Raw genomic sequence first — 19,711 nt, forward strand, 5'->3', positions numbered from 1 at the left:
CGTGGATCAGCCCGGGAATGGCACAGCCTGCAGCAGCGCGGCGACCACGTCGTCGGCACGCTTCTGCTCGGCCTCGGCGGCGAACGACAGCAGCAGGCGATGGCGCATCACCGGCGCGGCCAGTGCCTGCACATCTTCGCGGGTGGCGGCGAAGCGGCCCTGCAGCAGCGCACGCGCCTTCGCCGCCAGCACCAGCGACTGCCCGGCGCGCGGGCCGGCGCCCCACTTCACCCACTGGTTGATGGCGGCCGGCGCACCGTCGCCGGGGCGGCTGGCGCGTACCAGGCGGGTGATCCAGGCCAGTACGTCGGGACTGACGTGCACCTGGCGCACTGCGGCCTGCAGCGCGATCACCGCCTCGGCATCCATCACCTTCGGCACCGCGTCGGTGGCACCGCCGGTGGTCTGTTCCAGGATCTGCCGCTCTTCGTCCTCGCTGGGGTAGTCCACCAGCACGTGCAGCAGGAAGCGGTCCAACTGTGCTTCCGGCAGCGGGTAGGTGCCGGCCTGCTCGATCGGGTTCTGCGTGGCCAGCACGAAGAACGGCGCGGGCAATGCGTAGGTGGTGCCGGCATAGCTGACCGTGCGCTCCTGCATCGCTTCCAGCAGCGCGGCCTGGGTCTTGGGCGGGGTGCGGTTGAGTTCGTCGGCCAGCAGCAGATTGGTGAAGATCGGGCCCTGCTGGAAGCGGAAATGGCGGTGGCCGGTGCCGTGGTCTTCCTCCAGCAGTTCGGTACCGAGGATGTCGCTGGGCATCAGGTCCGGGGTGAACTGCACGCGCCGGAACTGCAGTTCCAGGGCCTGGCCGAGCGAGCGCACCAGCAGGGTCTTGCCCAACCCGGGCGCCCCTTCCAGCAGGCAGTGGCCACCGGCCAGCAGGCCGATCAGCAGCTGCTCGACCACGCGGTGCTGACCGACCACGGCGCGCGCGAGCGCAGCGCGCAGATCGTGCAGACGCGGCAGCAGGGAATCGAGGTCGGGACGGGTCATGGGCGTGCAGGTCCTATCAGTTGTTCAACGCGTACATCACGATGTTGACGCCGAAGCGGGTGTTGTCCTCGGCCAGGAAACGCTTGTTGCGCCAGTCGTAATCCCACTCGCAGCCGTAGTCCTTGTTGCTGTAGAGCAGGCCCAGGCGGCCATCGACCTCGATGCCCTTCAGGTAGTCGTGCACCAGGTCGTCGCCCCAGCCGTTGAGCTCGAAGCTGGTGGCCGGCGGACCGTCCGGGAAGCGGAAGAAACTGCGGTACAGCGCGTGGCTGTTGGGCAGCTTCTGCAGCGCCTTCGGACCGAACAGGCGGGCCATCTGTGCTTCGAACGAGGTGGCGAACAGGCCATCGATGTCGTGGTTGCAGTCGTCGACGAACACGAAGCCACCGTTGCGCACGTAGCGCACGAAGTTCTGCCGCTCGGCGGCGTTGAACTCCACCAGCGTGTGCCCGGCCAGGTAGCAGAACGGCGCTTCCAGCATGCGCGGGTCGGCCAGCGCGATCACGTGTTCCTGCGGGTCGACCCGCAGCGAGGTGTAGTCGATCAGCGACGTGATCAGGTTGGACGGCATGCGCGCGTCCACGTCCCAGTCGCCGGAGTCGTACTGCAGGCGGGTGAACCAGAAGTCGTAGCGCGAACTGCGCGGACCTGCCTGCGCGAAGGCCGGCAACGCCGCCGCCGAAGCGGCAGCGGCCAACCAGCGCAGGCAGGCCCGCCGGTCCATCAGACCGCGTCGGACAGCGAGGTGAAGGTGAAATCGCGCAGCTTCATCGGCGGGATCATCATCACGAACGAAGATTCATCACCGGCCACGCGTACCGGCTTGCCCAGCTCTTCGATGTTGTTGAGCATGATCACCGGCGACTCGTTGAAGCGGAAGTTCTTCACCGGGTGCTTGATCTGGCCGTTCTCGATGTAGAAGGTGCCATCGCGGGTCAGGCCGGTCAGCAGCACGGTCTGCGGATCGACCATGCGGATGTACCAGGTGCGGGTGACCAGGATGCCCTTCTGGGTGCCGCGTACCAGCTCGGCGGTGCTCTTGTCGCCGCCGCTCATCAGCAGGTTGCCCGGGGTGGCCCTGGCGGTCTTGCCCTGCTTCTGCGCCCAGAAGCGCGAATACTCCAGGTTGGCGATCCTGCCGTTCTCGATGATGGCCATGCGCTCGCGCGGCAGGCCTTCGGCATCCCACGGCAGCACCGGTGCTTCGGGGTGCCACGGGTCGGCATGCATGGTGACGCGCGGGTCGTAGACCTGCTCGCCCAGCTTGTTGCCACCGCCCTTCCTGGACAGGAAGCTGCGGCCTTCATCGGCCGAGCGCGCGCTGAAGAAGTTCATCATGAAGCTGATCAGGCCGGCGGCGGCGGCCGGCTCCAGGATCACCGTGTACTTGCCCGGCTCCAGCGCCTTGGCTTCGGCCGACTCGGTGGCCTTGCGCATGGCGATGCGGATGTCCTGGTCGGCCTTGAAGTCCGCTGCGTCCTTCAGGTTGCGGCCGACCCAGCCCGAGCCGCGGCCATCTTCGGTGCGCACCGTGCAGGTGTAGTCGAAACTGCTGGTGCGCTGGTAGCCGAAGTTGCCGTTGCTGTTGGCGGTGGCCTGGAAGCCCTGGCCGTCCTCGAGGAAGCCGGCAGCGATCAGGCCGTTGCCACGGCACGGTGCGATCGAATCGGCGGCGACCTTGGCGCGGAACGCCGGATCGATCGCAGCGGTGGATTCGCTGAACGTCGGGCTCGGGCGGTAGGTCTGCTTGCCGATGGCCGGCATGAACTCCGGGTTCTCCGGTGCCAGGCGTGCCAGGTCCTCGGCGCGGCGTACCACGCGCTCCAGCGCGGCGTCGTCGAACTCGTTGATCGAGGCGGTGCCCACGCGCTTGCCGAAGGCGACGGTGACGGCCAGTTCGGTGTTGTCGACGATGCCGCTGGTGGACACGTTGTTCAGTGCGAACCGGATGTTGCCGGCGATCGAGCCGGCGAGCACGGCGCTGCATTCATCGGCCTTGGACAGGGCAATGACCTTGTCGAGGATGGCCTTGGCCTGGGCTTCGGTGAAGATACTCATGGTGTAAGGGCTCCTGACCGGTCAGCCGAGGCTGCGTGCGGTGTTGATGACGTTGATGCCGTTGAAGCGCGCGGTGGACGAACCATGCGAAACCGCCGAAACCTGGCCGGGCTGGCCCTTGCCGTCGAAGAACGACCCGCCCAGGCGGTAGTCGCGTTCGTCGGCCACGGCGCTGCAGGCATTCCAGAATTCCGGCGTGCGGATCTGGTAGGCCACGTCCTCCAGCATGCGGGTGATCTGGCCGTTCTTGATCTCGTAGAACAGCTGCCCGCCGAACTGCGCGTTGTAGCGCTGCTGGTCGATCGAGAACGAACCGTCACCGATGATGTAAATGCCGTTCTCCACGTCCTTGATCATGTCCGAGACGCTGAGTGGGGTCCTGCCCGGTGCCATCGACACATTGGCCATGCGCTGGAACTGCACGCTGGACCAGGAGTCGGCGTAGCAGCAGCCATCGGATTCGGTCTTGCCGAGGATGTGGGCCTGGTCGCGGATGGTCTGGTAGTCCACCAGCTTGCCGTTGCTGATCAGGTCCCAGCGCTTGCACTTCACGCCCTCGTCGTCGTACGCCACGGCGCCGAGACTGCCCGGCTGGGTCTTGTCGGCGAAGATGTTGACGTGCTCACTGCCGTACTGGAAGCGCTGCTCGCGCTTGTCCAGGGTGGCGAAGCTGGTGCCGGCATAGTTGGCCTCGTAGCCAAGCACACGGTCCAGTTCCAGCGGATGGCCGATCGACTCGTGGATGGTCAGCCAGGTGTGCGACGGATCGAGCACCAGGTCGTACTTGCCCGGCTTCACCGACGGGGCCTTCAGCTTCTCCTGCGCCTGCTTCGCCGCAGCGATGGCGTCCTCCTTCATGTCGTAGGACGACCCGTAGTTGACCACGCCATTGGGGGTCAGAACCTTGCCGGCGGCGGCGCCGTCCAGGTACTCGTACCCCAGCCCCATCGGCGCCGACAGGCCCTCGCGGGTGCGGAACTTGCCACTGGCCTTGTCGATGGCGGTGATCGTCATCGGCGCCCAGATGCGGTGCACGTCCTGGTCGATGTAGGAGCCATCGGTGGAGGCGAAGTACTTCTGCTCGTTGACCAGGAACAGCATCGAGTTGACGAAGCTGGCACCGGCGCTCAGCGCTGCGGCGTTGACGTCCAGCAGCAGGTCGACCTTCTCCTTGATCGGTACCTCCATCGCGTTCTTGCGGATCGGTGTCTTCCAGCTCACCTCGCCCACGCCCGGCGCCTTGGCCAGCTGCACGGGGGCAGTCTGCACGCCGGCGTTGGCCTTGGCGATCGCCGCGGCCTGCTGCGCGGCGCGGGCCACATCGGCCGTGCCCAGCGCATTGGTGGCGGCGAAGCCCCAGGCACCATTGACGATCACGCGGATGCCCACGCCGGTGGACTCGGTGTTCACCACGTTCTGCACCTTGTCCTCGCGGGTGATCACGAACTGCCGCAGGTAGCGGCCGATGCGCACGTCGCAGTAGGTGGCGCCGGCACTGCGCGCAGCCTGCAGCGCGGCGTCGGCCAGGCGCTTCTTCAACGCCGGGTCGAGGCTGGACTGCAGCTGCTCGGCGGCGATCGCCTTGCCGAAGAACGACGGCACGATCAGGCCGCCAGCGGTAAGCCCGGTCAGGGCCAGGAAGTCACGTCTGTGCAAGGCTGCTCTCCAAGAAGGACGGGGTGGCTCAAGCGCCGAGACTGCGCGCGGTGTTGATGATGTTGATGCCGTTGAAGCGGGTGGTGGACGAACCGTGCGAGACCGCCGAGACCTGTCCGGGCTGGCCCTTGCCATCGAAGAACGAGCCGCCCAGGCGGAAGTCGCGTTCATCGCAGATGGCGCTGCAGGCATTCCAGAATTCGGGCGTGCGGATCTGGTAGGCCGCGTCCTCGACCATGCCGGTGATCTTTCCGTTCTTGATCTGGTAGTACAGCTGGCCACCGAACTGCGCGTTGTAGCGTTGCTGGTCGATGGAGTACGAGCCGCGGCCGTGGATGTAGATGCCGTTCTCCACGTCCTTGATCATGTCCTCCACGCTGAGCGGTGTTCTGCCCGGGGCCAGCGACACGTTGGCCATGCGCTGGAACTGCACGCTGGACCAGGAATCGGCGTAGCTGCAGCCGTGCGAGGCATCGCGGCCGAGGATGTGGGCCTCATCGCGGGTGGCCTGGTAATCGACCAGGATGCCGTCGCGCACCAGGTCCCAGCGCTGGGTCTTCACCCCTTCGTCGTCGTAGCCGACCGCACCCAGGCTGCCGGGCTGGGTCTTGTCGGCGAAGAAGGTGACGATGTCGCTGCCCCAGCGGAAGCCGGCATCGCGCTTGTCCAGCGTGGCGAAGCTGGTGCCGGCATAGTTGGCTTCGTAGCCGAGCACGCGGTCCAGCTCCAGCGGGTGGCCGACGTTCTCGTGGATGGTCAGGAACAGGTTGGACGGGTCCAGCACCAGATCGTACTTGCCCGGTTTCACCGACGGCGCCTTCAGCTTCTCGCGTGCGTGGCGGGCGGCCGCAATGGCGTCCTCGACCGGGTCGTAGGAATCGCGGTAGGCGGTGATGCCGCCGGGCAGCGGCACCTTGCCGCGCGCGTCGCCATCGAGGAACTCGTAACCCATGCCCATCGGCGAGGACAGCCCGGCGCGGGTACGGAACCTGCCGCTGGCCTTGTCGATCGCGGTGGCGGTGAACGGCAGCCAGATGCGGTGGACGTCCTGGTCGATGAATGAGCCATCGCTGGAGGCGAAGTACTTCTGCTCGTTGACCAGGAACAGCGTGGAATTGATGTAGTCGGCGCCCGCATTCAGCGCGGCGGCGTTGAGCGCCAGCAGCAGCTCGATCTTGTCCTGGATCGGCACTTCCATGGCGTTGCGACGGATGGGGGTCTGCCAGCGCACCTCACCGACCGGCGGTGTCGGCGCCAGCTGCACCGGCCGGGTCTGGATGCCGGCGTTGGCGCGGGCGATCGCCGCCGCCTGCTCGACCGCGGTGCGCACGGCGGCCTCGGTCTGCTGGTGGGTCGCAGCGAAGCCCCAGGCGCCGTTGACGATCGCCCGCACGCCCACCCCGGACGATTCGCGGTTGGTCACGTTGCCGACCTGGTGCTCGCGGGTGATGACCGACTGGTTGAGGTAGCGGCCGATGCGCACATCGCAGTAGCTGGCCTTGGCCGTGCGCGCGGCGGCGAGGGCGACCTCGGCCAGGCGCCGACGCTGGGCCGGGTCGACCGGAGCCAGCAGCTGCTCGGCGGCGATCAGCCGCGAATGCGGCAGCACCAGGCCCGCCAGGCCCAGACCGGAAAATGCCAGGAACTCACGTCGTTGCACTGCGTCTCTCTCACAACCTGCGGGCGGCAAAGGACCGCTCCGATCACGTCAACGCCCCGACTTTCGCCAGCGGCGGGCATTCGGGCAAGTGACTGCAGTCATGGTTGGGGAGGGTTTCGGCAGGGCTGCGCCCTGCACCCGCAGAGGCCAGAGCAACAGCAACAGCAACAGCGGGTATTCCGTGGGATGGCGGGGCGGTGTGGGTGGGCAGGACACGCCGTAAACCCATCCCTGGGGCTCGATGGCGCCATCCATGGCGCCAACGGTCCTGCCAACCCACACCGCCCCGCCTCTGACAGATTCCTGCGTTCTGATGGATTCACGCTGTGCGTGGATGGATCTCCATCGGAATCGAACATTTCGAATTGAACTCGGAAAACACCACGCATGGCGTGGATCTACTGGCCACCGGCCAACTGTCGAAGGCGGGGTGGGTCCGGTTGCGGGGGCGTGAGCCCCATGGATGGTGCGACCGAGCCTACAGGGACGTATTCACGGCGTCCCCCGCAACCGGACCCACCTCGCCATCCCACACGAAGCCCGCTGTTGCTGTTGCTTCGGCGGGTGCAGGGCGCAGCCCTGCTCAGCAACAGACCCCTCGTGCACAATGGGTCGCCCCCGCCTGGATCCCGCCCTGATGTCGAGCAAGCCGTATTCAGAAGCCTGCGAACGCAACCGCGAACCGATCGCCGCCGCGCTCGACCCGTGGATGGGCGATCGCCATCGGGTGCTGGAGATCGGCAGCGGCACCGGCCAGCATGCGGCGTTCTTCGCCGAGCGCTGGCCGTGGCTGCGCTGGCAGCCCAGCGATCACCCGGACCATCTGCCGGGCATCGAGGCCTGGCGTGCCGAGGCGGCGCTGCTGAACCTGCTGCCGCCGCTGGCGCTGCAGGTGGAGCTGCCGCCTGCGCCGGGTCTCGCACTGCCCGAAGGCAGCACCTTCGACGCGGCATTCAGCGCCAACACGTTGCACATCATGGGCTGGGACTACGTGCAGGCCTTGTTCGCCGCTCTGCCACCGCTGCTGCGCCACGGCGCGCTGCTGGCGGTGTATGGCCCATTCAATTACGGCGGCCGCTACACCAGCGACAGCAACGCGCAGTTCGATGCCTGGCTGAAGGCACGCGACCCGCGCAGCGGCATTCGCGATAGCGAAGCGGTGCAGGCGCTGGCCGCGGACAACGGCTTCACGCGCCTGCGCGACGCGGCGATGCCGGCCAACAACCGGCTGCTGCTGTGGCGGCTGGGGTGATCAGGCGTCCGGGGCCATGCCGGAAAGGCGTGCTGCGGCAGCGCGTAGCCCCTTGAAAATGGGTTCGGACACACTTGCAGGGAAGTCACGTGGGAGCTGACGGGTGACCTTTCCGATGGCCGGCTCGACGGCCGCGATCAACGCTTCGATCCACGGCTCTGCGCCATCGGCGACACCGCAGGCACGAGCGGTGTCGTTCCAGTGCCGCCGTCGCACGAGGTGCAGTTTCCGGTGGCGGTTCTTGCCCTGTACGGACATGGCCAGCTGTGCATTGCGTGGGTCGAGCTGGTTGGGCCCCCTGCCCAGGATGGGATACATCGACAGCACATCGTAGACGGGCGTCAGGCGGAAGCGTCCGCCGGCTTCAATGTAGACGCTGAAATTCTTGGCGTGGCCATCGGTTGCAGCCAGCATCCAGAAAAGAATCTGCGTCTTGAAGAAGGTCGCGCGATCCCCGGAATGCTCGGATTGTCGAAGCAGATCCATGATCGCCACGATGCCAGGGCCACCATCGGATTCATACTTCTTGGCGGCGGGAAGACCAAATACCTGGCACATGTCTTCCTGCGGCAGCCGCAGCCACCACCGTCTATCCGCAGACAGGCGGCGGTCGAATCGCTCGACAATGAGCGCGCGCTCGTTCTGGAAGCGCCCCATCTGCGTCTCTGCAACGGGAATTCCAAAGGCGGAAAGCAGATGCATGCACAGCCATTCGTTCTCGACGGACTGGTGCATGTCCGCCCGCATGTTGCCAACAATGCCCAGTGGCAGCTTGAAGATGTGGGTGGATGGCGTACTGCCGGTGGGAATGCACCACTGGCCGGCATGCAGCAGGAGACCGGTCTTTTCCTGCGCACCGGCGATGGAAATGCGGAACGCGTCATCGCTGGTGGGGGCGCCCGGCAGAGCACCTGAGGTCACCCGGCGCAGGATCGTGGCGACGCCGGATTCGCTCAACGCCTCATAGGTAATCTGCCGGATGTCTCCCGGTGGATGCGAAGGCGGCAACAGCTGCACCGCACCCACACAATCCCGTCCAATGGCTTCAAGGAGATCGAACGTGTCGGCGCTGCGCGTGGCGAACCGGTCGCGGATCCGATTGCGGATGGCGACGTTGTCGGGAAGAAGGTTGTCGAAGTAGTCGTTGACGACGCTACCTCGATGGCTCCCACCTTCCGGGAGCAGGGGCAGAGACAGTGATAGTGGTCGGGACTGGGCCGAGCGGACCCACGGGTCCATGTACGAAAGTCGGGGAGATCCGCTCCGAACATCCTCCCAGAGCGCGACCTCCACACCATTCATCCAGACCCGCAGCGTACCCATGGCTCACCACTCCAGCGCCGATGTGTTCTCCGGGGGACGTCGTTGTTGCAGGCTGACTTCCAGACCCAACACAGCCCAGACCCTCATCAGCCGTTCGAAGCTTGCCGATGCCGGGTCGCGCTCCAACGCCCCTACTGCCTGGCGGCTGATGCCGAGTTGCTCCGCCAGCTGAGCTTGGCTCAGGCCCGCCTGGCGCCTGAAAGCACGCATCAGCGGCGCCAGTTGTTGAGCTGTCCTCACCGTGTGCAGCGGCCTGTCCATACCGGCAGTCCCCAGGAAAAATGACCGTACTCGAATGCGTACGCAAAGGATAGGTTGCTTTACGACAAGCAACCTATCGCTTTCCCAGCCAGGAAGCAACCTATCGATTGCTATCCAAATACGCAATCAATAGGTTGCATACGGCGTCTGCCGACTGGGGCCTCAAGCCACCTGCACGATATGCAGCGCCTTCGGGTTGCGCCACTGCGCCAGCAGGGCGGCTTCGCGCGCCTTGGCCTGTTCGAAATGCGCTTCCTTGACGTGGCCGAAGCCACGGATGTGTTCGGGAATGCTGGCGATCTCCACCGCCAGTGCCAGCCGGTCGTCCTCCAGGCCGTCCAGCAGCAGCTGCACGGTGGCTTCATAGTCGGCGATCAGCTGGCGCTCCATGCGGCGCTCGTCGGTACGGCCAAACACATCGAAGCGGCCGCCACGCAGGAACTTCAGCTTCGCCAGCAGACCGAAGGCCTTGAACATCCACGGGCCATATTCCTTCTTCAGCAGCCGGCCCTGCTCGTCCTTCCTGGCGAACAGCGGCGGTGCCAGGTGGAAGCGCAGCTGGTAGTCGCCCTCGAACTGCTGCTGCAGGCGGCGCTGGAAGTCGCCGCTGGTATACAGGCGGGCCACTTCGTACTCGTCCTTGTAGGCCATCAGCTTGAACAGGTAACGGGCCACGGTCTCGGTCAGCGCAGTGGAACCGCCGATGCGCTCGGCTTCGGCCGCGCGCACGCGTTCGACCAGGCTGCGGTAGCGGTTGGCGTAGGCGGCGTCCTGGTACTCGACCAGGAACGCGGCGCGGCGCGCGATCATTTCCTCCAGCGAACGCGACAGGCGCGCATCGTCCAGCGGCAGGAACGCCACGTCGCCACCGTGGGTCGGCAGGCCACGCAGCTCGCGTTCGTCACCGGTGTCGCGCGGCGCAGCGGTGGCGCCCCATTCGTTGCCCTCCCACTCGCCCGGCGGCAGCGGGTGCAGCGGGCCGGGGGTGGATTCGCTGTCGGTATGCAGATTGCGGACCAGGCCTGCGGCCTGCTGCACGGCCTGCGGATCGACCGCGGCCAGGCGGCCCCAGGCGAAGGCCTGCTGGTTCATCGCCACCGCCGCGCCATTCAGTTCGATGGCGCGCATCAGCGAGTCGAACGACAGCGGCACCAGGCCCTGCTGCCACGCGTAGCCGAGGATGAACAGGTTGGCCGCGATCGCATCGCCGAGCAGTGCGGTGGCCAGCTGGGTGGCATCGAGCAGCAGCGGTTCCTCGCCACCCAGTGCCACGCGCACGCCGGCAATGATGTCGGCGGCGGGGAACTGCATGTCCGGTCGCGTGGTGAAGGTGCCCGGCATCGCTTCGTAGGTGTTGAGCACCACCTGCGAGCGGCCGGCGCGTACCTTCGACAGCGCCCAGTAATCGTTCACCACCACCATGTCACAGCCCACCACCAGGTCGGCTTCGCCGGCGGCGATGCGCACCGCGTGGATGTCTTCGGGGCGGCGGGCGATGCGGATGTGGGTGGTCACCGCGCCGCCCTTCTGTGCCAGCCCGGTCTGGTCCAGCACCGAGGCCCCCTTGCCTTCCAGGTGCCCGGCCATGCCCAGCAGCGCGCCGATGGTCACCACGCCGGTGCCGCCCACGCCGGTGATCAGGATGTTCCAGGGCTGCTCCAGCGAGCTGCGCACCACCGGTGCGGGCAGGTTGTCCAGCAGCGTGGCGGCATCGCGCTTGCTGCCCTTGCGCGGCTGCCCGCCGTGCACGGTGACGAAGCTCGGGCAGAAGCCGTTCACGCACGAGTAGTCCTTGTTGCAGTTGGACTGGTCGATCTCGCGCTTGCGCCCGAACTCGGTTTCCTTCGGCAGCACGGATACGCAGAAGCTCTTCTTGCCGCAGTCGCCGCAGCCTTCGCACACCAGCGAATTGATCAGCACGCGCTTCTGCGGGTCTTCCAGCTTGCCGCGCTTGCGGCGGCGGCGCTTCTCGGTGGCGCAGGTCTGTTCGTAGATCAGGATCGAAACACCCTTCACTTCGCGCAGGCGCTTCTGCACCGCATCCAGTTCGCTGCGGTCGTGGAACTCGACATCGCTGGGGAAGTGCTCGCGCTGGCCGGTCCACTTGCCGATGGTGTCCGACAGCACCACGATGGTGTGGATGCCCTCGGCGCGCATCTGCTTTGCGATGTCCGGCACGCTCAGCGGGCCGTCCACCGGCTGGCCGCCGGTCATCGCCACCGCATCGTTGTAGAGGATCTTGTAGGTGATGTTGACGCCGGCGGCGACCGCCTGGCGGATCGCCAGCGAGCCACTGTGGAAATAGGTGCCGTCGCCCAGGTTCTGGAACACGTGCGGGGTATCGGTGAACGGCGCCTGCCCGGCCCAGGTCACGCCTTCGCCGCCCATGTGGGTGAAGGTATCGGTGCTGCGGTCCATCCAGGTCACCATGTAATGGCAACCGATGCCGGCCAGCGCACGCGAGCCTTCTGGCACCTGGGTGGAGGTGTTGTGCGGGCAGCCGGAGCAGTAGTGCGGCACGCGCGGGAAGCTGGCGCGCGGCAACGCAAGCTCGGCTTCCTTTTCCTGCATCCACTGCAGGCGCTGCTCGATCGACTCGTTGTTGAAGAACTTCTGGATGCGGCGACCGATCACGCCGGCGATGGTGGCCGGGGTCAGCTCACCGGTGGACGGCAGGATCCATTCGCCGCTCTCGTCGTACTTGCCGACGATGGACGGGCGCTGGCCCCAGCTGGCCGGCCAGTTGAAGAACTGTTCCTTCATCTGGCGCTCGATGAAGGCGCGCTTCTCCTCCACCACGATGATGTCGTCCAGGCCCTGCGCGAAGCGCGCGATGCCCTGCGGTTCCAGCGGCCAGGTCATGCCGACCTTGTACACGCGGATGCCGATGTCGGCGCACGCGGCTTCGTCCAGGCCCAGGTATTCCAGCGCCTGCAGCACGTCCAGGTAGCTCTTGCCGGTGGTCACGATGCCCAGCCGCGCACGCGGTGCATCCATCACCACCTTGTCGATGCCGTTGGCGCGGGCAAAGGCCTGCGCGGCTTTCACCGCATAGCGGTGCAGGCGCATTTCCTGGTCCAGCGGCGGGTCCGGCCAGCGGATGTTGAGGCCACCGGACGGCATCTCGAAGTCGTCCGGCAGCACGATGCGCCGGGCCATCGGATCGACCTCGACCGAGGCCGACGATTCCACCGTCTCGGCGATCGTCTTGAAGCCGACCCAACGGCCGGTATACCGGCTCATCGCCCAGCCGAGCAGGCCCATATCCAGGATGTCCTGCACGCCGGCCGGGTTCAGCACTGGCATCATCGCGCTGACGAACTCGTCCTCGCTGCCGTGCGGCAGGGTCGAACTGCGGCAGGCATGGTCATCGGCCGCCAGTGCCAGCACGCCGCCATGGCGCGAGGTGCCGGCGGCATTGGCGTGCTTGAACACGTCGCCGCAGCGGTCCACGCCCGGGCCCTTGCCGTACCACATGCCGAACACGCCCTGCACGTTGGCGCCGGGGAACAGGTTGGTCTGCTGGGTACCCCACACCATGGTGGCGCCCAGGTCCTCGTTGAGGCCCGGGGTGAACTTCACCCTGGCCGCGTCCAGGTGCTTGCGCGCGCGCCACAGCTCCAGGTCGAAGCCGCCCAGCGGGCTGCCACGGTAGCCACTGACGAAGCCGGCGCTGTCGATGCCCGCATGCGCATCGCGCAGGCGCTGCATCAGCGGCAACCGCACCAGCGCCTGCACACCACTCAGGTAGATCCGCCCCGCGTTGCGGGTGTACTTGTGGTCGAGCGTGTAATCACGATCGAGCAGGTCGGCGGAGGCGGGCGAGGTGAGTTGCGCGGTACTGGTCATGGCTGGCCTGGTCAGGATCGGCTGGCACCGGCCGCGCAGAGCACGCGGCGGGAAAGGCGCGGATTGTAACAGTGGGGCCCGCAAGCCCCGGCACTCGCGCCGACGGCCGTGCTGGGGTTAGGATCGGGAAGAGAGAGGGAGGTTGGTGTTTCAACCTGGGGGAATTTGGATGTCAGTTGCAGGACAGTTCCTGGCCGGCGTGATGCTGGCCGCGGGGGCGGCCGCGGCATGGGCCGCGCCGGCATTGCCGGCACCGCAGGAGTTCTATTTCGACAGCGATACCGCAGCGGCACCGATCGTGGTGGTGCAGGCCGAGGGCGAAGACCTGGTTGCCCAGTTGCTGAAGCACCGCGAGCGGGGCCGCAAGGGCCTGGAAGCCACGGCGCAGCTGGCCTCGGTGGCCATCGCGCAGGGGCGTGCGGAACTGGGCGAGAAGCTGTACCGCGAAGCGCTGGCCGAGGCGCCGGTGCAGAGTGCCCTGGGCCGCAGCGTGCGCTGGAACTATGGCTGGGATCTGCTGCGGCAGGGGCAGGCACTGGCCGCACTGGAGCAGTGGCAGGCTGCCGCCGGTACGCTGCGCAGCAATCCCGGCTGGGTGCCGCCGAGCTTCGCGTTGGCGCTGTGGCGCGCAGGCCAGCAGCAGGAAGCGGTGAAGTGGTATGCCGCCGCGGTGCGCACCGAGCCGACGCAGTGGAGCGACAGCAGCCGCTATGCGCAGCTGCTGCCGCAGTGGCGCGATGATGAACGGGCCACGCTCGGGGAAGTGCAGCAGGCCTGGGCGGCGGCGCCACCGGCCTGGCCCTGAGGGTGGGGGTTCGGCCGGGTTGCACCCGGCACCCGCAGAGGCCGGAGCAACAGCAACAGCAACAGCCGAAGCAACAGCGGGCTTCCTGCGGGATGGCGGGGCGGTGTGGACAGGCAGGACACGCCGTAAACCCATCCTTGGGGGCTCGATGGCGCCATCCATGGCGCCAACGGTCCTGCCTGCCCACACCGCCCCACCTCTGACAGGTTGCCGCTGCTGTTGGTACGTGTCGACCTTGGTCGACACGTAGATCCACGCCATGCGTGGATGAATCTGCATCGGAATCGAATATCCGATATCTGATCGAAATGCAGCCGAGCATGGGCTCGGCGCTACAAAAGCCCCGGCCAAACACGGAATCTGCTTTCAGCGACCAGCCACGAGCGGCTGCGCCGTTCGCAGCAGCCTTCAGTCGTCCGCGGACACCGTGCGCCCGGCTGCCCAGGCCCGCAATGCCGCCACCTGCTCGGCCATCAACACCGACAACGGTCGCGTCGCGCGTATCTCGGCCATCAGCAGATCGGTATCCAGCGGCCGGCCCTCGGCGTGTGCCGAATACAGCCCGGCCACGATCGCCTGCTCGATCTCCGCGCCGGAGAAGCCATCGGCTGCGGCCGCCAGCGCCGGCAACGCGAAGTCTTCGGCATTGAGCTGGCGCCGGCCCAGGTGCAGCCGCAGCAGCTCCACCCGCACGTCGGGCGAGGGCAGGTCGACGAAGAAGATTTCATCGAAACGCCCCTTGCGCAGCAGTTCGGCGGGCAGTTCATGGACCTGGTTGGCGGTGGCCACGATGAACACCGGTGCCTTGCGCTCGGCCATCCAGGTCAGCAGGTAGCCCAGCACGCGCCGTGACACGCCACCGTCCTCGCTGCTGGTGGCCAGGCCCTTCTCGATCTCGTCCATCCACAGCACGCATGGCGCCAGCTGCTCGGCCGAGGCCAGGGCCTGGCGCAGGTTGGCTTCGGTCTCGCCGTGGTACTTGTTGTACAGCGCACCCACATCCAGGCGCAGCAGCGGCACGCCGAAACCGGCGGCGGTGGCCTTGGCCAGCATCGACTTGCCACAGCCCTGCACGCCCAGCAGCAGCATGCCGCGCGGCGGGTCCAGCCCGGCCGGTGCCGAGCCGGCGATGAACGCGACCCGGCGCTGGTTGATCCAGCGCTTGAGCCGGTTGGCGCCGGCCACCTCGCCAAAACGCGCGCTGTCGTGTTCGAAGAACAGATGGCCACTGCGGTTGAGCAGCTCGAACTTCAGCCGCGCCAGCTGCGGCAGGTCGTCGTCGCGCAGGGCGCCGTCGGCATAGATCAGCTGGCGGGCGATGCGCCGGGCATCGACCAGGCTCAGGCCCTGCAGGTTCTTCAGGATCTTCTTCACCGCCTCGCTGTCCACTTCCACCCGGCGCCCGCCGTGCTCGCGGGCGTAGGCGTCGGCCTCCTCGCGCAGCATCTTCAGCAGGGCGTTGGCATCGGGCAGGCGCGGGTTGAAACGCACCGCCAGCGCTTCCAGCTCGGCCGGCAGTTCGACCTTGGCGCCGATCAGCACCAGCACATGCGGCTCGCTGTGGCGGCGCTGGATCAGGTCGCGCAGGGCACGCTGGTGGCTGGCATAGCCCAGGTAGGGATGGAAATCGAGCAGCAGGTAGACGCCGCGCTGGTCGGCCTGGCGGATCATCTGCAGGGCGGCGCTGGCATCGGGCGGGCCGACGGCCGCATCCTCGCGCTCGAGGTCGATGCGCCGCAGCCCCTCGGTGATCGACCAGCGGTGCAGGGCCCGCCAGACGTGCATCAGCGTCTGCCGGAACAGTTCGACGATGCGACCCTCGTCCTGGGTCTCGATCACGATCAACGGCGTATTGGCGCGGATCAGTGCGCTCAGGTCCTGCAGCTCGCTCATGCCGGTTCGATCCTTCGGGGGCGTCACCATAGCAAAGCCCGGGTGTCACGGTTCAGCACGGTGCTACCTTCCGTCACCACCGTCGGTGTACGCTCGGGGCACGTACCCGGAAGCGAGGCTGGCATGAAGACGATCCTGGTGGCCGGTTCCAAGGGCGGGGTGGGCAAGACCACCGTCGCCACCCACCTGGCCGCGTACGCGGCATTGCAGGGCAAGGCCACGGTGATCGCCGACGCCGACCCGCAGGGCTCCAGCACCCGCTGGGCGCAGCGGCGGGCCGGGCTGGACAGCGCGGTGCTGCCGATGGACGTGTACCGCAAGAAGCAGTGGGCACAGAAGCTGCCCGACGGTACCGATACCGTCATCATCGATGCACCGGCCGGCGCACTGGCCGACGATATCCCACATTTCCTCGACGCCGCCGATGCCGTGGTGGTCCCGGTGCTGCCCTCGGCACTGGACATCGAAGCCATCGTCGGCTTCCTCAACAGCCTGGCCCAGGTGCCGCGCGTGCACAGCCGCAAGCTGCCGGTCGGGCTGGTGCTGAACCGCACCAAGCCCTGGACCCAGACCTCGCAGCAGGCCCTGCAGATGCTGGCCGACTGGCCCTACCCGGTGGTGGCGCAGCTGCGTGACAGCCAGAGCTATGTGGTCATGACCGGCCTTGGCCGCAGCCTGTTCGACTACCGCTCCGCCCAGGTGCGCGAGCACCAGGCCGACTGGGAGCCCCTGTTGTCCTGGCTGAAGCTGTAAGCGCCCCGCTCTTCACCCCCTTTCCCTTGGAAGCCCGCAATGCGCGAACTGATCCTGCTCCGCCACGCCCATGCCGAACCGGCCACCACCGGCCAGGCCGACCTTGACCGGCCGTTGTCGCCGGTCGGTCTTGCCGAAGCCGAAGCCGCCGGCAAGTGGTTGAAGGAAAACAACCTGCAGCCGGACTGCGTGCTGTGTTCGCCGTCGCGGCGCACCCGTGAAACCCTTGAAGCCGTGATGGCGGCGATCGGCTATGTCGAGAAGCGCCTGGAAGACCGCATCTACGAAGCCACGCCCGGTACCCTGGCCGCGCTGGTGGATGAGCGCCGCGAGCTGGACCGGGTGTTGATCGTCGGCCACAACCCCGGCCTGGAACAACTGGTGGCGCTGATGACCGATGGCACCAGCAGCGACTACCGTGGCATGCCGCCGGGCGGCGTGGCCGTGCTGGGGTTCCCGCGCGAAGCGACCATCGAACCGGGCGTGGCCCGCCTGAACGCGTTCTGGTGGCCGTGAGCCGATGAGGTGGGCGTTGCCGGGCCGCGTGCTGCTGCCAGCCATGCTGGCGATCGGTCCGGCCTGGGCCGCCACGCCGCCGCCACCGACCGCGCTGCCGCCGGTGATGGCCGAGTCGCCGCGCACGCTGCAGCTGGACACCGAGCGCTCGCGGATCGGGTTCGAGGTCCGCACCCGCTTCGGCCAGCGCATCGAGGGCGTGTTCCCACGCTTCGAAGGCCGCATCGAGGTGCTGTCCGACGGCCGCCACCAGGTCCACCTGAAGATGTTCACGCGCACCGTGGAGATTCCCGGCAAGGACCGCTACACCGGCTGGATGCGCGGGCCGGAGTTCTTCGACGCCGGCCGGTACCCGTTCGTGGAGTTCGACTCGCTGCCGTACTGGCCGGAGACCGTGTCCGGGGGTGGCGCCATCGACGGCCGGCTGACGCTGCGCGGGGTCAGCCACCCGGAGACGCTGCGGGTTGAAAAGGCGGAATGCGCCAGACCCGGCTATGATTGCGACGTCGTCAGCCGCGGTACCGTGCAAAGAGGCCGGTATGGCATGGACAGCTGGCAGCTTGCCTTGAGTGACCGAGTGACCTTCGTATTGCGAGCGCGCCTGAGCGAGGCGCCGAAACCGTGAACCTGCTGCTGCGTGTACTGGCGCTGGCAACCGTGTTGCTGGGCAGTGGCTGCGCGTCGCTGTCCAACGCACAGCGCGACCGCGCCGAGGCCATTGCGCTGCAGGCACGCTCTACCCAGGTCGACTGCCAGCGCGCCGACCGCTGCGCGATGGACTCGCCGCTGCGGGCGCTTGCCGGCCGCGCGTTCACTGAATCGACCCCGGAGCAGCCGCGCCACTATGCCACCCTGCTGGACGAGGGGGAAGGCGCCCTGGTCGCACGCCTGAACCTGCTGCGCAGCGCCACCCGCAGCATCGATGTGCAGACCTACATCTTCGACAAGGATGACAGCGCACGCCTGGTCATCGACGAGCTGCTGGCGGCCTCGCGGCGCGGGGTGAAGGTGCGGCTGCTGATCGACCAGCTGTCGGCGATCTCGGACCTGCAGATCCTGGGCGCCCTGTCCGGCGCCCACGAGAACTTCCAGCTCCGGGTCTACAACCCGACCTTCGGCAAGGCACGGCTGAACTACTTCGACTATGCCGGCAGCGTGCTGTGCTGCTTCCGCCGCTTCAACCAGCGCATGCACAACAAGCTGCTGGTGGTCGACGACGCGATCGGCGTGGTCGGCGGCCGCAACTACCAGGACGACTATTACGACTGGGACCGCGAGTACAACTTCCGCGACCGCGATGTGCTGATCGCCGGTCCGGAAGCGCGGGCGATGGCGGCCAACTTCGATGCGTTCTGGCGCGCGCAGCGCAGCGTCCCGGCCGAGCGCCTGAACGATGTCGGTCGTACCCTGCTCAAGCAGGGCGTGCCGGCGCTGCCGCCGGCGCAGTTCCGTCGCCCCGAGCGGGTGCAGCGGGTCAGCGCTGAAGCCAACGACGTGGACTTCGTCACCCGCTCGTTCGTGGACACCGCGCTGCCGGTCGCCTCGGTGCGCTACGTGGCCGACCTGCCGCGCAAGCACCGCCGCGAGCGTGCGGATGCGCCGCTGGCCGGCCAGCACGTCACCGAACCGCAGCTGGATGCGCTGATTGCCGGCGCACAGCACGAAGTGCTGCTGCAGACACCGTACCTGGTGCTGTCCAAGCCGGCGCAGACGTTGTTCCGGGAGCTGCGCAAGCGCCCGCAGCCGCCGCGCGTGGTGGTGTCCAGCAACAGCCTGGCCGCTACCGACAACCCGATCGTGTATGCGCTGTCGTACAAGTACAAGCGGCGCAACATGCGCGAACTGGGCTTCAACATCTTCGAATTCAAGCCGTTCCCGCTGGATGCGCCGGTGGATTACCGCAACCTGCTGCCGGATCCGATCGCCGCGCCGGACGCCGACCGGCCGACAGGCCGCAACCCGCTGATCGGCGGCAGCGCTGCCGGCAGCAATGCCGGCGGCGGCCGTGACCGTGACGAGGTGCAGGACGCGCCGGTGGCGGACAGCCCGCCGGCGCGGGTGATCCACCCGCGCACCGGCAGCGCCTACGAAAATGCCCGCGCACGCCGCCGCGCGGCCGGCAGCGAAGTCGAGACCCGGTTGCTGCGTACCGAAACGCGGCCCTCGTTCCTGGGCAGCAAAGCGGTCAACAAGCCGCTGCCGGTCACCCGCAAGGGCGCGCGCATGGGGCTGCATGCCAAGTCGCTGGTGGTCGATCGCCGCATCGGCGTGGTCGGCACCCACAACTTCGATCCGCGCAGCGAGAACTACAACACCGAAGGCGCGGTGATCATCGACGATCCGGTCTTTGCCGAACAGCTGGCGCAGAGCATCCTGCGCGATATCCACCCGCAGAATTCCTGGACCGTGGCGCCGCGCGCCAAACCGCCGCTGCTGTCCGGGCTGAACTACAGCGTGGGCAAGGCCTCCGAGGCGCTGCCCATCCTCGATTTCTGGCCGTGGCGCTATGCCACCGATTACGAATTCCAGCCCGGCCCGGACTGCCCGCAGCCGCTGCCGCGGCAGAGCCCGGATTTCCACCGCTGTTACGTTGCGGTGGGTGATTTCCCCGAGGTCAACGTCGGGCCGAAATGGCTGCTGGTACGCATGCTGACGGCCTTCGGCGCCGGCCTTGTCCCCATCCTCTGAAGGTAGC

Annotated in this window: 15 protein-coding genes; 6 read left to right on the forward strand and 9 right to left on the reverse strand. The window is 67.3% G+C overall.

All coding sequences use genetic code 11. The features are described from left to right. Nucleotides 1–6 precede the first annotated feature (6 nt). From Q5Z10_RS00580 to Q5Z10_RS00600, 5 genes are read right to left on the reverse strand one after another with little or no spacing between them, the layout of a single operon-like run. Nucleotides 7–990 (reverse strand): AAA family ATPase, encoded by a 984-nt coding sequence (locus Q5Z10_RS00580; protein WP_303637427.1) that lies wholly within the window; start codon nt 988–990, stop codon nt 7–9. A 16-nt stretch (nt 991–1,006) separates the two neighbouring features. Continuing rightward, the gene (locus Q5Z10_RS00585) at nt 1,007–1,714 is read right to left on the reverse strand and encodes a DUF4159 domain-containing protein (RefSeq protein WP_303637428.1); all 708 of its coding nucleotides are present in this window, start codon (nt 1,712–1,714) and stop codon (nt 1,007–1,009) included. Continuing rightward, the gene (locus Q5Z10_RS00590) at nt 1,714–3,048 is read right to left on the reverse strand and encodes a TldD/PmbA family protein (RefSeq protein WP_303637429.1); all 1,335 of its coding nucleotides are present in this window, start codon (nt 3,046–3,048) and stop codon (nt 1,714–1,716) included. The genes Q5Z10_RS00585 and Q5Z10_RS00590 overlap by 1 nt, the downstream gene beginning before the upstream one ends. A gap of 21 nt (nt 3,049–3,069) precedes the next feature. Further along, nucleotides 3,070–4,704 carry a TldD/PmbA family protein gene (locus tag Q5Z10_RS00595; protein ID WP_303637430.1) on the reverse strand — a complete coding sequence of 545 codons (1,635 nt, stop codon included), beginning with the start codon at nt 4,702–4,704 and terminating at the stop codon, nt 3,070–3,072. 28 nt (nt 4,705–4,732) lie between these two features. Next, complete coding sequence (locus tag Q5Z10_RS00600; protein WP_303637431.1) at nt 4,733–6,364, reverse strand: TldD/PmbA family protein; 1,632 nt, start codon at nt 6,362–6,364, stop codon at nt 4,733–4,735. A 637-nt stretch (nt 6,365–7,001) separates the two neighbouring features. Here Q5Z10_RS00600 and Q5Z10_RS00605 point away from each other — a divergent pair. Then, nucleotides 7,002–7,616 carry a DUF938 domain-containing protein gene (locus Q5Z10_RS00605; RefSeq protein ID WP_303637432.1) on the forward strand — a complete coding sequence of 205 codons (615 nt, stop codon included), beginning with the start codon at nt 7,002–7,004 and terminating at the stop codon, nt 7,614–7,616. Here the strand turns inward: Q5Z10_RS00605 and Q5Z10_RS00610 are convergent, their stop codons facing one another. From Q5Z10_RS00610 to Q5Z10_RS00620, 3 genes are all read right to left on the reverse strand, one after another. After that, a complete protein-coding gene (locus tag Q5Z10_RS00610) occupies nt 7,617–8,939 on the reverse strand; it encodes a type II toxin-antitoxin system HipA family toxin (protein ID WP_303637433.1) in 1,323 nt (440 codons plus the stop codon). Nucleotides 8,940–8,942: 3 nt separating this feature from the next. Further along, complete coding sequence (locus tag Q5Z10_RS00615) at nt 8,943–9,200, reverse strand: helix-turn-helix domain-containing protein (RefSeq protein ID WP_303637434.1); 258 nt, start codon at nt 9,198–9,200, stop codon at nt 8,943–8,945. Nucleotides 9,201–9,362: 162 nt separating this feature from the next. Then, nucleotides 9,363–13,049 carry an indolepyruvate ferredoxin oxidoreductase family protein gene (locus tag Q5Z10_RS00620; RefSeq protein WP_303637435.1) on the reverse strand — a complete coding sequence of 1,229 codons (3,687 nt, stop codon included), beginning with the start codon at nt 13,047–13,049 and terminating at the stop codon, nt 9,363–9,365. A 169-nt stretch (nt 13,050–13,218) separates the two neighbouring features. Here Q5Z10_RS00620 and Q5Z10_RS00625 point away from each other — a divergent pair, with 169 nt between their 5' ends. After that, complete coding sequence (locus Q5Z10_RS00625) at nt 13,219–13,854, forward strand: tetratricopeptide repeat protein (RefSeq protein WP_303637436.1); 636 nt, start codon at nt 13,219–13,221, stop codon at nt 13,852–13,854. Nucleotides 13,855–14,262: 408 nt separating this feature from the next. On the opposite strand, the gene Q5Z10_RS00630 is transcribed toward Q5Z10_RS00625, so the two are convergent. After that, complete coding sequence (locus Q5Z10_RS00630) at nt 14,263–15,747, reverse strand: AAA family ATPase (RefSeq protein WP_303637437.1); 1,485 nt, start codon at nt 15,745–15,747, stop codon at nt 14,263–14,265. A 123-nt stretch (nt 15,748–15,870) separates the two neighbouring features. On the opposite strand from Q5Z10_RS00630, the gene Q5Z10_RS00635 reads away from it, so the two are divergent. Genes Q5Z10_RS00635 through Q5Z10_RS00650 form a run of 4 tightly spaced genes read left to right on the forward strand, consistent with a single transcriptional unit; the run spans nt 15,871 to nt 19,704 of the window. Continuing rightward, nucleotides 15,871–16,500 (forward strand): nucleotide-binding protein, encoded by a 630-nt coding sequence (locus Q5Z10_RS00635; RefSeq protein ID WP_303637438.1) that lies wholly within the window; start codon nt 15,871–15,873, stop codon nt 16,498–16,500. Nucleotides 16,501–16,539: 39 nt separating this feature from the next. Next, nucleotides 16,540–17,016, forward strand: coding sequence for a SixA phosphatase family protein (locus Q5Z10_RS00640; RefSeq protein ID WP_303637439.1), 477 nt, complete (start codon nt 16,540–16,542; stop codon nt 17,014–17,016). 43 nt (nt 17,017–17,059) lie between these two features. After that, a complete protein-coding gene (locus Q5Z10_RS00645; protein WP_442758965.1) occupies nt 17,060–17,641 on the forward strand; it encodes a YceI family protein in 582 nt (193 codons plus the stop codon). Then, on the forward strand, nt 17,638–19,704 hold the full coding sequence (locus tag Q5Z10_RS00650; protein ID WP_303637440.1) for a phospholipase D family protein: 2,067 nt from the start codon (nt 17,638–17,640) through the stop codon (nt 19,702–19,704). The genes Q5Z10_RS00645 and Q5Z10_RS00650 overlap by 4 nt, the downstream gene beginning before the upstream one ends. Nucleotides 19,705–19,711 lie beyond the last annotated feature (7 nt).

The organism is Stenotrophomonas sp. 704A1 (genome assembly GCF_030549525.1).
Lineage (GTDB): Bacteria > Pseudomonadota > Gammaproteobacteria > Xanthomonadales > Xanthomonadaceae > Stenotrophomonas > Stenotrophomonas tuberculopleuritidis.